The sequence below is a fragment of the Burkholderia ambifaria AMMD genome, from assembly GCF_000203915.1.
Lineage (GTDB): Bacteria > Pseudomonadota > Gammaproteobacteria > Burkholderiales > Burkholderiaceae > Burkholderia > Burkholderia ambifaria.
In genome coordinates this window covers 2,546,777-2,561,093 of sequence record NC_008390.1, presented here as the reverse complement: position 1 = coordinate 2,561,093, position 14,317 = coordinate 2,546,777, and the positions used below count along the sequence as shown (strand labels likewise).

At 70.2% G+C, this 14,317-nt stretch carries 13 protein-coding genes; 9 read left to right on the top strand and 4 right to left on the bottom strand.

The features are described from left to right. Positions 1-117: 117 nt before the first annotated feature. The 9 genes from BAMB_RS11750 to BAMB_RS11710 all read left to right on the top strand — a co-directional run bounded on the left by BAMB_RS11750 (position 118) and on the right by BAMB_RS11710 (position 9,927). Complete coding sequence (locus BAMB_RS11750; protein WP_011657511.1) at positions 118-2,955, top strand: DUF4118 domain-containing protein; 2,838 nt, start codon at positions 118-120, stop codon at positions 2,953-2,955. Beyond that, positions 2,948-3,646, top strand: coding sequence for a two-component system response regulator KdpE (gene kdpE / locus BAMB_RS11745; RefSeq protein WP_011657510.1), 699 nt, complete (start codon positions 2,948-2,950; stop codon positions 3,644-3,646). The genes BAMB_RS11750 and kdpE overlap by 8 nt, the downstream gene beginning before the upstream one ends. A 161-nt stretch (positions 3,647-3,807) precedes the next feature. Next, positions 3,808-4,089: a putative hemolysin gene (locus tag BAMB_RS11740; RefSeq protein ID WP_011657509.1), complete on the top strand. Its 282-nt coding sequence runs from the start codon at positions 3,808-3,810 to the stop codon at positions 4,087-4,089. A gap of 161 nt (positions 4,090-4,250) precedes the next feature. Beyond that, complete coding sequence (gene sugE, locus BAMB_RS11735) at positions 4,251-4,571, top strand: quaternary ammonium compound efflux SMR transporter SugE (protein WP_011657508.1); 321 nt, start codon at positions 4,251-4,253, stop codon at positions 4,569-4,571. Between the two features lie 222 nt (positions 4,572-4,793). Next, positions 4,794-5,411, top strand: a complete 618-nt coding sequence (locus BAMB_RS11730; protein WP_011657507.1) for a DUF4126 domain-containing protein — start codon at positions 4,794-4,796, stop codon at positions 5,409-5,411. Between the two features lie 107 nt (positions 5,412-5,518). Then, entirely contained in the window at positions 5,519-8,023 is a 2,505-nt protein-coding gene (locus BAMB_RS11725; protein WP_041491383.1) for an ABC transporter permease, read from the top strand. Between the two features lie 43 nt (positions 8,024-8,066). After that, on the top strand, positions 8,067-8,477 hold the full coding sequence (locus BAMB_RS11720) for a group II truncated hemoglobin (protein WP_006754237.1): 411 nt from the start codon (positions 8,067-8,069) through the stop codon (positions 8,475-8,477). A 104-nt stretch (positions 8,478-8,581) separates the two neighbouring features. After that, positions 8,582-9,313 (top strand): alanyl-tRNA editing protein, encoded by a 732-nt coding sequence (locus BAMB_RS11715; protein ID WP_011657505.1) that lies wholly within the window; start codon positions 8,582-8,584, stop codon positions 9,311-9,313. Continuing rightward, on the top strand, positions 9,310-9,927 hold the full coding sequence (locus BAMB_RS11710; RefSeq protein WP_011657504.1) for a DUF924 family protein: 618 nt from the start codon (positions 9,310-9,312) through the stop codon (positions 9,925-9,927). The genes BAMB_RS11715 and BAMB_RS11710 overlap by 4 nt, the downstream gene beginning before the upstream one ends. 80 nt (positions 9,928-10,007) lie before the next feature. Here BAMB_RS11710 and BAMB_RS11705 read toward each other — a convergent pair whose 3' ends face one another. The 4 genes from BAMB_RS11705 to BAMB_RS11690 form a co-directional block, all read right to left on the bottom strand. Then, positions 10,008-11,906 (bottom strand): ArnT family glycosyltransferase, encoded by a 1,899-nt coding sequence (locus BAMB_RS11705; protein WP_041491382.1) that lies wholly within the window; start codon positions 11,904-11,906, stop codon positions 10,008-10,010. A gap of 228 nt (positions 11,907-12,134) precedes the next feature. Then, a complete protein-coding gene (locus BAMB_RS11700; protein ID WP_011657502.1) occupies positions 12,135-12,896 on the bottom strand; it encodes an SDR family oxidoreductase in 762 nt (253 codons plus the stop codon). Positions 12,897-12,918: 22 nt separating this feature from the next. Continuing rightward, the gene (locus BAMB_RS11695; RefSeq protein WP_011657501.1) at positions 12,919-13,503 is read right to left on the bottom strand and encodes an LOG family protein; all 585 of its coding nucleotides are present in this window, start codon (positions 13,501-13,503) and stop codon (positions 12,919-12,921) included. Next, positions 13,500-14,255 carry a TetR/AcrR family transcriptional regulator gene (locus BAMB_RS11690; RefSeq protein ID WP_011657500.1) on the bottom strand — a complete coding sequence of 252 codons (756 nt, stop codon included), beginning with the start codon at positions 14,253-14,255 and terminating at the stop codon, positions 13,500-13,502. Before BAMB_RS11690 ends, BAMB_RS11695 begins: the two co-directional genes overlap by 4 nt. Positions 14,256-14,317: the final 62 nt, after the last annotated feature.

The following is a 14,317-nucleotide window of genomic DNA, read 5'->3' as shown; positions in this document are numbered from 1 at the left end:
TGCGGCGCGCCGGGTCCGATTTTTCCGACGGCGCTTGCGCCGTCTTTGCCTTTTGCGGCGATTTGGAACAACAATGCCGATACTCGCGCGCCATCCGGCGCTTCGCCTTCGTCACGCATGAACCGCCCCGATCCCGACCAACTCCTCGACAAGCTGCAGCGCGACGAAGAAAAGCAGCGGCGCGGCCAGCTGAAGATCTTCTTCGGCGCGTCCGCGGGCGTCGGCAAGACCTACGCGATGCTGCAGGCCGCGCGCCAGCGGCTGCAGGACGGCGTCGACGTCGTGGTCGGCATCGTCGAGACCCACGGCCGCGGCGAAACCGCCGCGCTGCTCGACGGCCTCGACGTGCTGCCGCTCGCGCGCATCGAGTATCGCGGCCGCACGCTCGCCGAATTCGATCTCGACGGCGCGCTCGCGCGCGCCCCGCAACTGATCCTCGTCGACGAGCTCGCGCATTCGAACGTGCAGGGCGCGCGTCACCTGAAGCGCTGGCAGGACGTCTACGAACTGCTCGATGCGGGCATCGACGTGTACACCACCGTCAACGTCCAGCACCTCGAAAGCCTGAACGACGTGGTCGGCGCGATCACCGGCATTCGCGTGTGGGAGACCGTGCCCGACCGCGTGTTCGACGCGGCCGACGAGGTCACGCTGGTCGACCTGCCGGCCGAGGAGCTGCTCGAGCGGATGCGCGACGGCAAGGTGTATCTCGCGCAGCAGGCCGAGCGCGCGGTGCGCAACTTCTTCCGCAAAGGCAACCTGATCGCGCTGCGCGAACTGGCACTGCGGCGCACGGCCGACCGCGTCGACGCGCAGATGCGCGAGTACCGCGCCGACCGTTCGATCCAGCGCATCTGGCAGGCGCGCGAGCGGTTGCTCGTGTGCGTCGGGCCCGGCCCCGAGGCGCCCACGCTGGTGCGCGCGGCCGCGCGGCTCGCGGCGAGCGTGAGGGCCGACTGGATCGCCGTGTACGTCGAGACGCCGCGGCTGCAGCGGCTGCCGGACGCGCGGCGGCAGCGCACGCTCGATGCGCTGAAGCTCGCGGCCGAGCTCGGCGCGGAGACGGCCACGCTCGCCGGCGACGACGCGGTTGCCGCGCTGATCGGCTATGCGAAGGTGCGCAACGTGTCGAAGATCGTCGCGGGCGGCTCGTCGAAGGTCGGGCTCGCGCGCCGCTTCGCGCGGCCGTTCGGCGAAAAGCTCGCCGAACGCGCGGGCGACGTCGACCTGATGCTGATCCGTGCGTCGGCGAGCGACGAAGTGCGCGCGGTGCCGCTCGACGCGGGCGCACGCGACTGGCGCGATGCGTTTGCGCACCTCGGCACGCGGCGTTCGCCGCTGCAACACTATCTGTACGCCGCCGCGATCTGCGCGGCGATCACCGGTGTCGCGAGCGTCGTGTCCGCGCGGCTCGACCTGACGAACCTCGTGATGCTGTACCTGCTCGGCGTCGTGTTCTCGGCCGTGCGGCTCGGGCGCGGCCCGGGCGTGCTGCAGTCGTTCCTGTCGGTCGCGGCGTTCGACTTCTTCTTCGTGCCGCCGCGCATGTCGTTCTCGGTCAGCGACACGCAATACCTGCTGACCTTCTTCGGGATGCTGCTCACGTCGCTCGTGATCAGCCACCTGACGTCGACGCTGACGCGGCAGGCGAGCATCGCGCAGCGCCGCGAGCGCCGGACCGGCGCGATCTACGCGATGGCGCGCGAACTCGGCGCGGCGCTGACGACCGAGCAGATCGTCGAGATCGGCAGCCGCCACGTGGGCGAGGTGTTCCGCGCGCGTGTCGCGTTCCTGCTGCCCGACAGCGCGGACCAGGTGCGGCAGAAGATCGAGGAACCCGACGCGGTCGTCACGCTGACGGGCGCGGATCTCGACTGCGACGTCGGCCAGTGGGTGTACGACCAGCAGAAGCCGGCCGGGCGCGGCACCGACACGCTGCCCGCGACCACCGCGCTGTATCTGCCGCTGAAGGCGCCGATGCGCACGCGCGGCGTGCTCGCGGTGGCGTCGCGCGATCCGCGCGAGCTCGAGGTGCCCGAGCAGCTGCGCATGCTCGATGCGTTCGCCGCGCAGATCGCGCTTGCGCTCGAACGCGTGCACTACGTCGAGATCGCGCGCGATGCGCTCGTCAACATGGAGTCCGAGCGGCTGCGCAACTCGCTGCTGTCGGCGATCTCGCACGACCTGCGCACGCCGCTCACGACGATCGTCGGCTTTTCGTCGATGCTCGCGAACGCGCGCGCGGCCGCGCCGCACACGCCGGCGGCCGAACGCTCCGCGCAGCGCGAAGGCGAACTCGTCGACGCGATCCACGACGAGGCGCTGCGGATGATGGGCATCGTCACGAACCTGCTCGACATGGCGCGGCTGCAGGCCGGCAGCGTGCAGCTCAAGCGCGAGTGGTCGCTGCTCGAGGAAACCGTCGGCGCCGCGCTCGCCGCGTGCAAGCGCGTGCTCGCGCAGCATCCCGCGCGCGTGTCGCTGCCGGCCGACCTGCCGCTGCTGCAGATGGACGCCGTGCTGATGGAGCGGCTGTTCACCAACCTGTTCGAGAACGCGGCGAAGTACACGCCGGCCGACACGCCGATCGACATCGGCGCGGAGCGCGTGACCGACGACGGCCACCCGTTCGTGCGCGTGCACGTCGACGATCACGGCCCGGGCTTGCCGAGCGGGATGGAAACGCGCATCTTCGACAAGTTCACGCGCGGCGAGAAGGAATCGGCGACGCCGGGCATCGGGCTCGGCCTCGCGATCTGCCGCGCGATCGTCGAGGCGCACGGCGGTAGAATCGGCGCGCTCAACCGGACCGGGCCGGACGGCCGCGTGACGGGCGCGCGCTTCTGGTTCACGCTGCCGGTCGACACGCCGCCGGCCGTGCCTGCCGTACCCGACGACGACCTCGACGTGCCCGGCGCATCGTCACCCTCCGAGCCCTTGCCAGACCATGAGTGAACCGAGCCTGACCGTCGTCCTGATCGAGGACGAAAAACAGATCCGCCGTTTCGTGCGCGCCGCGCTCGAAGAGGAGGACATCGCCGTGTTCGAGGCGGAGACGGGCAAGCAGGGGCTGATCGACGCGGCGACCCGCAAGCCCGATCTCGTGATCGTCGACCTCGGCCTGCCCGATACCGACGGCCTCGACGTGATCCGCGAGCTGCGCGGCTGGTCGGAAGTGCCGGTGATCGTGCTGTCCGCGCGCACGCAGGAAGACGAGAAGGTCGCCGCGCTCGACGCGGGCGCCGACGACTACCTGACCAAGCCGTTCGGCGTGTCCGAACTGCGCGCGCGGATCCGCGCGCAACTGCGCCGGCGCAACCAGGGCGGCGCGAACGAATCGCCGAAGGTCAGCTTCGGCGGCGTGAGCGTCGATCTCGCGATGCGCCAGGTGTGGCGCGACGGCGAGATCGTGCATCTGACGCCGCTCGAGTACCGGCTGCTCGCGACGCTCGTGCGGCACGCGGGACGCGTGCTCACGCATCGCCAGCTGCTGCGCGACGTGTGGGGCCCGTCGCATGTCGAGAGCCACCACTATCTGCGCATCTACATGGCGCATCTGCGCCAGAAACTCGAGCGCGATCCCGCGCAGCCCGAGCACATCGTCACCGAGACGGGTGTCGGCTACCGGCTCGTCGGCGCTACATGATCGCGGCATGACGCCCGCCGCGTGATGCGGCCGGAATGCAAGGCCGCGCGCCGGTGAAGTTGCGTCGGCGCGACATCGTCGCCGCACGCGCAGGCCGCGCCCACCGGCCACGCATTCCCCGCTATGCTGACCGTTACGCGAACGAAACCGAGGAGGGTGCAATGTCCGTCCGTCTGGTCGTCATGTGTACGCTGGCGCTTGCCGCATCCGGCGCGTTCGCACAGCCGCTGCCGCCCGGGCAGCAGCCTTCGGCGCCGCAAGCGGCGCTTGCCAATCCCGCGTCGGTCAACTGCGTGAAGCTCGGCGGCCGCCACATGATCCGCAACCTGCCGAGCGGTCAGGTCGGGATGTGCGTGTTCAAGGATGGCCGCGTGTGCGACGAATGGGCGCTGTACCGCGACGACCGCTGCGTCGGCGGCGGCGCCAAGCGCGCGGCGAACTGAGCGCGGCGCGCCCGCCGCGGCCGGACCCTGCTCCGGCCCGATTCTCAATGTGGGCATCCTGCATACCTGTAAGCCTCTTGTTATACTCGGCGCCGCCCGGGGACGACCCCGGGTCATTCGATTCAACGGGGACGGCCCCATCCGAGACGGAGTAGGTCGAGATGGCGTGGGTATTGTTGTTGATCGCCGGTTTGCTGGAAGTGGCCTGGGCGGCCGGCATGAAATCGTCAGAGGGTTTCACGAAACTCTGGCCGTCGGTGTTTACGATCGTCACGTCGCTCGCCAGCTTCGGGCTGCTCGCGGTCGCGATGCGCCAGCTGCCGCTCGGCACCGCGTATGCGGTGTGGACGGGGATCGGCGCGGTCGGCGCGTTCATATTCGGGATTGTCATGATGGGCGAGGCGCTGACCGTCGCCCGCGTCGCGAGCGCGTCGCTGATCGTGCTCGGGCTGGTCGGCCTCAAACTGTCGTCGTCCGCCTGATACCGGCCTGCCGGGCGCCGGCTGGCGCCCGCGCCCGGCCGTGACGCAGCGCGGAATTGCGTCGGCCCTCCTGACAGCCTGTCTATAATGGAACGCATTCGGGCCTGAATGCCGTTGCGCCGTTCGCGGCAGGCGGGGCCGGTCGCCAAGCGCCGCGCGGCCGGTCATACCGACTCGATCCGATCAATCGGCAAATCGCACGGCACGTGCAAGGAGAGGGCCATGATCGAAGCCATTTCGCTCGGCGCGGGGCTCGCGTGGGCGAGCGGGCTGCGCCTTTACCTGACGGTACTGATCGCCGGCGCGCTCGCGCGGGTCGGCTGGCTTCATCTGCCCGATACGCTCGCGGTCCTCACGTCTCCGTGGGTCATCGGCGCCGCCGCCGTGCTCGCCGTCACCGAATTCCTCGCCGACAAGATCCCCGCGTTCGATTCCCTGTGGGACGCCGTGCACACGTTCATCCGCATTCCGGCCGGCGCGGTGCTGGCCGCCGGTGCGCTCGGCCATGCCGACCCGACCGTGCTCGCGGTCGCCGGCCTGGCCGGCGGTTCGCTCGCCGGCGCCGCGCACGTCGCGAAGGCCGGCACGCGCGCGCTGATCAATCTCTCTCCGGAACCGATCTCCAACTGGGTCGCGTCGTCCACCGAGGACGGGCTCGTGTTCGGCGGCCTCGCGCTCGCGTTCTTCGTTCCCCTCGCGTTCCTCGTGCTGCTCGCCGCGTTCATCGCGGCGTCGGCGTGGGCGCTGCCGCGTCTGTGGCGCGGCGTGTCCGGCGGGTTCCGCGGGATGGCGAACCACATGGTGACGCGGCTCAACTCGATCGGGGGCAAGCGCGATTGAAGGCGCCGTCACCCGCCGAGCGGCAGCACGCTGACCCTTCGCCGGCCGGGCGGCCCGGCCATGCCGGCCGCTTCGGCTGGCACGACCTGATCCATCAGGCCGCGCGGATGACCGCACGCGACTGGCGCGCCGGCGAGCTGACGCTGCTGGTGCTCGCGCTGGTGCTTGCGGTCGCGGCGCTCACGAGCGTCGGGTTTCTCGCCGATCGGCTGCGCCAGGGGCTCGAGCGCGACGCGCGCCAGATGCTCGGCGCCGATTTCGTCGTGCGTGCCGACCATCCGGTCGATCCGTCGTTTGACCGCGAGGCGCGCGCACTCGGGCTGCGCACCGCGACGACCGCCATCTTCCCGAGCATGATCGCGTCGGCCGCCGGCGGTCACGCGAGCGGCGCGGCACCCGCGCGACTCGCGGCCGTGAAGGCCGTGTCGCCCGGCTATCCGCTGCGCGGCGCGGTCGAGATCGTGCCGGCCGGCGCGAGCGCCGCGCACAAGGCGACCGCGATTCCCGCGCCTGGCACCGTGTGGGCCGATCCCGCGCTGCTCGATGCGTTGCATCTGAAGGCGGGCGACACCGTGCGCGTCGGGCTGCGCACGTTCACGGTCGCCGCGTCGATTTCCCGCGAGCTCGATCGCGGTTTCTCGTTCGTCAATTTCTCGCCGCGGCTGATGATGCGCGCGGACGAACTCGCCGCGACCGGGCTCACGGGCTACGGCAGCCGCGTCACGTACCGGCTGCTGATTGCCGGCGACACGCCGGCCGTCGCGCGCTTCGAGGCCTACGCGCACGGGCGCGTCGACGGCGGCAAGCTGCGCGGCGTCGGCCTCGAATCGCTGCAGGAAGGTCAGCCGCAGGTGCGCCAGACGCTCGATCGCGCGCGCCATTTCCTGACGCTCGTCGCGCTGCTGACCGCGCTGCTCGCGGCGGTCGCGATCGCGATGGCCGCGCAGCGCTACATGCGGCGCCATCTGGACGGCTGCGCGACGATGCGTTGCCTCGGCGTGAGCCGCCGCACGCTCGGCGCGCTGTTCGCGCTCGAATTCGCCGGCATCGGCATCGTCGCGGGCATCGCGGGCGCGGTGCTCGGCTACGTCGGCCACTGGGCGCTGCTGGCCGCGCTCGGCGGCCTGATCGAGGTCGCGCTGCCGGCGCCGACCCTCTGGCCCGCGCTCGTCGGGGTGGGCGCCGCGCTCGTGCTGCTGCTCGGTTTCGCGCTGCCGCCGCTCGCGCCGCTCACGCGCGTGCCGCCGGTGCGCGTGCTGCGGCGGGATTGGGGCGACGCGTCGCGTATCGCGTGGGCCGCGTATGCGATCGGCGTCGTGCTGTTCGCAGGGCTGCTGATCGTCGCGGCGGGCAACCTGAAGCTCGGGCTGATCGTCGCGGGCGGGTTCGCCGGCGCGCTGGTCGGTTTCTCGCTGATCGCGCGGCTCGTGCTGTACGCGGCGGCGCGCGCGGTGCGCAATGCGCGCGTGGCTGCGGGCATCGGCTGGCGCTACGCGCTCGCGTCGCTGCACCGGCGCGGCACGGCGAGCGCGCTGCAGATCACCGCGCTCGCGCTCGGCCTGATGTGCCTGCTGCTGATCGCGATCACGCGCAACGACCTCGTCGCCGGCTGGCGGCAGTCGACGCCGCCCGATGCGCCGAACCAGTTCCTGATCGACATCCAGCCCGACCAGCGCGACGACGTCGCGGCGTGGCTCGCCGCGCACGGCGTGCGCGACGCGGTGCCCGCGCCGATGGTGCGCGGCCGGCTCGTCGCGATCAACGGCAAGCCGGTGAACCCGGACGCGTATCCGTCGGACGAAGCGCGCCGGCTCGTCGACCGCGAATTCAACCTGTCGTATACGACCGAGCTCCCGTCCGACAACCGGATCGTCGCGGGCCACTGGTTCGGTCACTCGGCGAGGCCCGAGATCTCGATCGAGGACGGGCTCGCGAAGATCCTGAACGTGAAACCGGGCGACACACTGCGCTTCGACGTGACGGGGCTGACGGTCGATGCGCCGGTCACCAGCGTGCGCAAGCTCGACTGGGGCTCGTTCCGCGTCAACTTCTTCGTGCTGATGCCGCCGCCCGTGCTGAAGGATTTCCCGGCCGTCTATCTGACGAGCTTCCACCTGCCGGCCGAGCAGGCGGCGCTGCTCGATCCGCTGATCGCGCGCTACCCGAACCTCACCGCGATCGACGTCGCGCCGATCCTCGCGCAGCTGCAGCGGATGATGCTGCAGGTGGTCGGCGCGGTGCAGTTCCTGTTCGGGTTCACGCTCGCGGCCGGCGTGCTCGTGCTGTACACGGCGCTCGCCGGCTCGCGCGACGAGCGTGTGCACGAGGCCGCGCTGCTGCGTGCGCTCGGCGCGTCGCGCGCGCAGGTCAACGCGGTGCAGCGCGCGGAATTCATCGTCGTCGGCGCGCTCGCCGGTGCGCTGGCGTCGGCGGGTGCGATCGCGGTCGGCTGGGTGCTCGCCTCGCGCGTGTTCGACTTCCAGCTCGCCGTCGATCCGTGGCTCGTGCCGGCCGGCATCGCGGCCGGCGTCGCGTGCGCCGGTGCGGCCGGCTGGCTGAGCCTGCATAATGTGTTGCGGCGCCCCGCGCTGCAGTCGCTGCGCGACGCCTGAGCGTCGCCGGCGGCCCCGAATATCCCGTTTCCGATTATCCGTAATGACCGATGTGAATGATGATGCGCCGTCGCAGCCGACGGCGTTCGAGCTCGTGGGCGGCGAAGCCCGCGTGCGCGAGATGGTGGACCGTTTCTACGACCTGATGGACCTCGAGCCCGAGTTCGCGGAGATTCGCGCGTTGCATCCGGCGTCGCTCGACGGTTCGCGCGACAAGTTGTTCTGGTTCCTGTGCGGCTGGCTCGGCGGCCCCGACCACTACATCAGCCGGTTCGGCCACCCGCGCTTGCGCGCACGGCACCTGCCGTTCCCGATCGCGTCGGTCGAGCGCGACCAGTGGCTGCGCTGCATGGCGTGGGCGATGGAGGACACCGGCTTGCCCGAGCCGCTGCGCGAGCGGCTCATGCATTCGTTCTACGACACGGCCGACTGGATGCGCAACCGGCCCGGTTGATCGACCGGTACGCCACTGTCCGGACGCCGGACGATCTGCGTCTGGGCGCCGCGCCGGTGCGGCGCGACACTGACCGTTTCCCCGCTCGATACGAGGTTCCCCCGATGACGACCCAGGCCCTGTTTCGCGAGGATGCCTATCTGACGCAATGCGACGCCGTCGTCGCGGCCGTCGGCGATGACGGCATCCGGCTCGATCGCACGGTGTTCTATCCGCTCGGCGGCGGCCAGGCCGGCGACACCGGCATGCTGACGCTGCCCGACGGCGGCACGATCGCGATCGCCGACACGCGCAAGGCGAAGTTCGACGGCGCAACGCCCGACGACGCCGTGCACGTGCCCGCGCCGGGCCAGGAAGCACGTGTCGCGGCGCTCGCGCCCGGCGCGCGCGTGGTCGCGGGCATCGACTGGCAGCGCCGCTACCGGCACATGCGGCTGCATACGGCCGCGCACCTGATGTGCGCGGTGCTGCCGTACCCGGTCGACGGCTGCAGCGTGACGTCCGACTACGTCCGGCTCGATTTCGCGACGTCCGACGCGATCGACCGCGCCGACGTCGAGCGCCGTCTCGCGGAGCTGGTCAGCGGCGCGCATGCGGTCACGACCGAATGGATCACCGACGCGGAGATGACCGAGCGGCCCGAGCTCGTGCGCACGATGAGCGTGAAGCCGCCGATGGGGCTGGGCCGCGTGCGGCTGCTGCGCATCGCCGGCGTCGACCTGCAGCCGTGCGGCGGCACGCACGTGCGCAACACGTCGGAAATCGGCGATCTGCGGGTCGCCAAACTTGAAAAGAAGAGCGCGCGGACACGCCGCGTCGTACTGGAGTTTGCATGACGATCGACAACCTGACCGACACCGCCGCGGCGCTCGATCCGCAAGCGCGCGAGATTCTCGATTTCTGGTTCGGCGAGCCGGGTTCGGCCGAGTTCGGCCACGCGCGCAAGGTGTGGTTCAACGGCGGCGCGGCGTTCGACGACGTGCTGCGCACACGCTACGGCGCGTTGCTCGACGCCGCGTGCGACGGCGCGTGCGATCACTGGGCCGCCACGCCGCTTGGTGCGCTCGCGCTGATCGTGGTCCTCGACCAGTTCTCGCGCAACATTCATCGTGGCACGCCGCGCGCATTCGCCGCCGATTCGAAGGCATTGGCGCTCGCACGGCGCGTCGTCGCGGCCGGGTGGGACGCGCAACTGCCGAGCGGTCATCACCGCGCGTTTGCGTACCTGCCGTTCGAACATGACGAGTCGCATGAGAGCCAGCGCGAGGCCGTGCGGCTGTGCGCGGGCATTCGCGACGAAGCCGGGTGCGAGAGCTATCACGACTTCGCGCTGCGCCATGCGGCGGTGGTCGAGCGCTTCGGGCGGTTCCCGCACCGGAACGCGATTCTCGGTCGCGCGTCGACCGACGAAGAGGCGGCCTTCCTGCGCGAGCCCGGTTCGTCGTTTTGACGTGCGCAGCGGTGGCGCGCGGGGCGTGACGCCGGGCCGGGGATCACTACGACGGCGCCGTTGCGCGGCGCCGCCTTGCATCACGGCGCGTCGTGTGCTTCAGGCGTGCGCACGTAGACGCGCAGCAGTTCCGCGTTGTCGCCCGGGCGCGCGCCGCTCCAGAACAGTTTCCATTCGCTGCCCGGCGCCGGATCGACGGCCCGCACGCCCTGGACGATCATCCACGTGCAGCGCGTCGTCTTCGCGTCGTCGATCGGCGTGTGCTGGATCCCGGAGAAGTAGTACAGCATCGGCGCTTCCGACTCGCCGAGCCCGTGCAGGCTTGCCATGCAGTCGTCGTCGCGCCATTCGAGCGCGAGATGCGCGTCCAGGTCGTCGAATACCGACCGGTAGCTCTTCGCGACGTCGAGCCACGGCAGCAGCAGCGTATACACGAGGCCCCACGCCACCAGCGCGCCCGCGCCCCACGACAGCGCGCCGCGCCACGGGCCGGTCGTGCGCAGCTTCGGCAGCAGCGACAGCCAGCCGACGGTCAGCACCAGCGCGCCGATCACGAACCCGGGCACGATCGGCATCGTCCAGTCGAGCGGCAGCCAGCGGCCGAGCGGGGCGAGGCTCGCCCGCGATGCGCGCGGATCGGCCATCACCGCCCAGATCACCCATGCGAGCGCGACGGCGCTACCGAACAGCAGGCGGCTCAGATAATCCCACGCGAGATGCAGCCCGCGCGGCAGGCGTTCGATCGCCTGCGCGGCGATCAGCGCGAGCGGCGCGAAGAACGGCAGGATGTAGAGCTGACGCGAGGTCGCGGACACTTGCAGCACCGCGAGGCCGATGCCGGCGAACAGCACGGGCAGCGCGACGCGCGGCGCGTGCCAGTCACGCCATGCGCCGCGCGCCAGCGCGACGATCGCGAGCGGTGCGACCGGGAAGCCGACGAGCAGGAACGCACGCAGGATGAAGAACGGCTTGTCGTTTTCCGCGCCGAGCTCCGGCACGGAGAAGCCGAAGAAGCGGCCGACGTTGTTGTCCCAGAACCAGGTCATGAACAGCGTCTCGGAGCGCAGGAACAGCGCGATCGGCCAGATCAGCGCGAACGGTGCGAACACGAGCGCGGCGACCGCGAGCGAGCGCGCGAACGCGCGCGTGCGGCAGGCCGGGTAGAGCACCAGCGCGCCCATGAGCGTGGCGGCGAACACGAGCGGCACGAACAGCCCCTTCGCCATCAGCGCGATGCCGACGCCCGCGCCGAACATCGGCGCGGCCCAGCGGCCCGACGGCTGCATCGGCAGCGCATGCCGCATCTGCTGCGCACGCGCGACGTGCTGCATCACGAGCTCGAGCAGGCCGCAGAAGGCCATCGCGGTGCCGGCGAACAGCGCGACGTCCGTCATCATGTCGTGAACGTGCTTGATGACGACGAGCGTGCCCGCGCTCAGCACGACGGGGCCGATCACGCGCAGGTCGAGCCAGCCGTGGGCGCGGCTGGCACTGCGTGCCGCGCGTGCGATGAAGCCGAACGCAAGCGCGGCGAACAGCGCGCTCGCGAGCCGTGCCGCGTCGTGCAGCGGCATCACGCGCTGCAGCAGCCACGCGAGGCTCGTCGCGACCCACGCGTAGAGCGGCGGCTTTTCCATGAAGGGCAGGCCGGCGTTGGTGGGCACGACGAAGTCGCCCGTCTCGAGCATGTGCTGGATGATGCCGAACGTATAGGTTTCGTCCTGCTTCCACGGATCGTGGCCGAGCACGCCCGGCAGCGTATACGCGCAGACCAGCGCGGCGACCAGCAGCCAGACGCGCCAGCCGAGCCGCAGCACGCGATCGCCGGGGCCCTTCGTCGCGGTGGCGCCTGCCACGGCGGGCGTGCCGGCGGCATTGAGCGTCGCGTTGGGGGCGGGATCGGCGGCTGATCGGGCGTGCGTGGCCGAAGCGGGCACGGAGGACGTGCGTCGCCGGCCGGGTGCTGCGGTTCCGGGCATGGAAAAGATCTCGGTCGGGTCAAGCCGGTCCGGCGACATGGGCCGGAACCAATAAGGGGCGCATCAATGCGAGAAAGACAGCCGGATGACCGACCGTTTTCAGGCTTGGCGCTAGTAGAGCATGGAAGTGTTACGAATGTTTACTGAAATGGTCACGATATTGTGGAGATTTGTGGTGTCGTGACCAGAAGAATGTTCAGTCGGCGCGTCGGGGCGCCTGCGGGGCGATTATCGTCCGCCGCCGATGTCGAGCAGCGCGCCCGTCGTGTATGACGCCGCGTCGCCAAGCAACCAGACGATCGCCTCGGCGATCTCCTGCGCTTCGCCCGCACGGCCGAGCGGAGTCTGCGCGCCGAGGCGCGCGGCGCGCCCCGGCTGGCCGCCGCTGGCATGAATTTCGGTCTCGATCAGGCCCGGGCGCACCGCGTTGACGCGCACGCCGTGCGGGCCGAGCTCCTTCGCCAGGCCGATCGTCAGCGAATCGACCGCGCCTTTCGAGCCCGCGTAGTCGACGTATTCGTTCGGCGAACCGAGCCGGGACGCGATCGACGACACGTTGACGATCGCGCCGCCGCGCCCGCCGCGGTCGGTGGACAGCCGGCGCGCGGCTTCGCGCGCGCATAGATAAGCGCCGAGCACGTTGGTGTCGAACATCCGCCGCAGCCGGTCGGCCGGCATGTCGGCGAGCGGCATCGACGGCGCGACGATCCCCGCATTATTGACGAGCGCGTCGAGGCGGCCGAACGCCGCCGTGACTGCGTCGAACATCGCGACGACGTCCGCCTCGTTCGCGACGTCGCCGGCGACGACGCACGCGCGTGCGCCGGCGTCGCGAACGGCTCGCGCGGTGAGTTCGGCGGCGGCCGCGTCGCGCGCGTAGTTGATGCCGACGTCCCAGCCGCGCTTGGCCGCGAGCACGGCGGTCGCGCGGCCGATGCCGCGGCTCGCGCCGGTGATCAGGACGGCCTTGCGATCGGACAGTGCGGGCATCGCGCGTGGCTCTCCGTAAGCGTTACTTGGCCGCGTCGTCGGACGCCCACTTGTCGCGGACGGGCGGCTGGTAGCGGCGCAGCTGATCGATCAGCGCGACCGGTTCGGCGTCGATGCACAGCGCGTCGAAGTAGGTCGGACGCATGAAGCCTTCGTCGACCGTATGACGCAGCAGCGCGATCAGCGGATCGTAGAACGAATCGATGTTGTACAGCGCGACGGGCTTGCGGTGATAGCCGAGCTGCGCCCACGTATAGACCTCGAACAGTTCCTCGAGCGTGCCGGCGCCGCCGGGCATCGCGACGAACGCGTCGGCGAGGTCGGCCATCATCTTCTTGCGGTGGTGCATGTCGGGCACGACGTGCAGCTCCGACAGCCCGGTATGACCGACTTCCTTGTCGACGAGCAGCTCGGGGATCACGCCGACCGCACGGCCGCCGGCCGCCATCACTTCATCGGCGATCACGCCCATCAGGCCGACCCGGCCGCCGCCGTAGACAAGCGTCAGGTCCGCATCGACGAGCGCGCGGCCGAACGCGCGCGCGGCGTCCGCATAGACGGGCCGCACGCCGGACGACGAGCCGCAGTAAACGCACACTGCCTTCATTGTTTCGTATCCTTCGCGGCGGGTCTGGCGGTGACCGGGCTGCCGGCGGGGCGCGGCGAACCGTCGCGCGGCGGCAGGTAGTCGGTGAACTGGCGCTTGGGCAGCTTGCCGGAGACGAGATCGTCGAACAGCTGGCGCGAACGGCCGCGCAGGTACGGGGCCATCACCGAGATCACGTGCATGCTCACCTGGTGCAGCTCTTCGCGGATCGCGTCCTGATCGTTGTACTTGCGCGGATGCATCACGTATTGATACGACAGCCAGTACGTCGAGATCACGGCCATGTTGGTGGCGATGACTTCGATCTCGGCCGGCGTCGCGACCATTTCGGCGTCCGACACGAGCAGTTCGCACATGTCGTGCGCGAAGCGCACCTTGTGGCTGATGATCTGCTTGAAGTGCGTCTCGAGCGTGCGGTTGCGCGCGAGCAGGTCGTTGAGGTCGCGATACAGGAACCGGTAGGTCCACATGAAGTCGGCCATGTACTGCAGGTACGACCAGGTCTCGTCGATCGTCGGACGGTGATCTTCGGGGAAGCGCAGCCGCCGTTCGATCTGCTGCTCGAACTGCGCGAAGATGCTGTTGATGATGTCGTCCTTGTTGCGGAAATGGTAGTACAGGTTGCCTGGACTGATTTCCATTTCCTCGGCGATCGTCGTGGTCGTGACGTTCGGCTCGCCGATCTCGTTGAAGAGTTTCAACGACAACTCGAGAATCCGTTCGCGGGTGCGGCGGGGAGGTTTCGCTTCCATGTCGTCCGGCCCTGTGTGTGCCGGACTGGCGGGCGCTGCAATCGATGCTGCGAGATTCGTCC

What these genes read in the sequence shown, in the direction of transcription:
- BAMB_RS11750 (WP_011657511.1), top strand. Translation starts at nt 118, where the DNA reads ATGAACCGCCCCGATCCCGACCAACTCCTCGACAAGCTGCAGCGCGAC.
- sugE (WP_011657508.1), top strand. Translation starts at nt 4,251, where the DNA reads ATGGCGTGGGTATTGTTGTTGATCGCCGGTTTGCTGGAAGTGGCCTGG.
- BAMB_RS11690 (WP_011657500.1), bottom strand. Translation starts at nt 14,255, where the DNA reads ATGGAAGCGAAACCTCCCCGCCGCACCCGCGAACGGATTCTCGAGTTG.
- BAMB_RS11740 (WP_011657509.1), top strand. Translation starts at nt 3,808, where the DNA reads ATGTCCGTCCGTCTGGTCGTCATGTGTACGCTGGCGCTTGCCGCATCC.
- BAMB_RS11705 (WP_041491382.1), bottom strand. Translation starts at nt 11,906, where the DNA reads ATGCCCGGAACCGCAGCACCCGGCCGGCGACGCACGTCCTCCGTGCCC.
- BAMB_RS11710 (WP_011657504.1), top strand. Translation starts at nt 9,310, where the DNA reads ATGACGATCGACAACCTGACCGACACCGCCGCGGCGCTCGATCCGCAA.
- BAMB_RS11730 (WP_011657507.1), top strand. Translation starts at nt 4,794, where the DNA reads ATGATCGAAGCCATTTCGCTCGGCGCGGGGCTCGCGTGGGCGAGCGGG.
- kdpE (WP_011657510.1), top strand. Translation starts at nt 2,948, where the DNA reads ATGAGTGAACCGAGCCTGACCGTCGTCCTGATCGAGGACGAAAAACAG.
- BAMB_RS11725 (WP_041491383.1), top strand. Translation starts at nt 5,519, where the DNA reads ATGACCGCACGCGACTGGCGCGCCGGCGAGCTGACGCTGCTGGTGCTC.
- BAMB_RS11720 (WP_006754237.1), top strand. Translation starts at nt 8,067, where the DNA reads ATGACCGATGTGAATGATGATGCGCCGTCGCAGCCGACGGCGTTCGAG.
- BAMB_RS11700 (WP_011657502.1), bottom strand. Translation starts at nt 12,896, where the DNA reads ATGCCCGCACTGTCCGATCGCAAGGCCGTCCTGATCACCGGCGCGAGC.
- BAMB_RS11695 (WP_011657501.1), bottom strand. Translation starts at nt 13,503, where the DNA reads ATGAAGGCAGTGTGCGTTTACTGCGGCTCGTCGTCCGGCGTGCGGCCC.
- BAMB_RS11715 (WP_011657505.1), top strand. Translation starts at nt 8,582, where the DNA reads ATGACGACCCAGGCCCTGTTTCGCGAGGATGCCTATCTGACGCAATGC.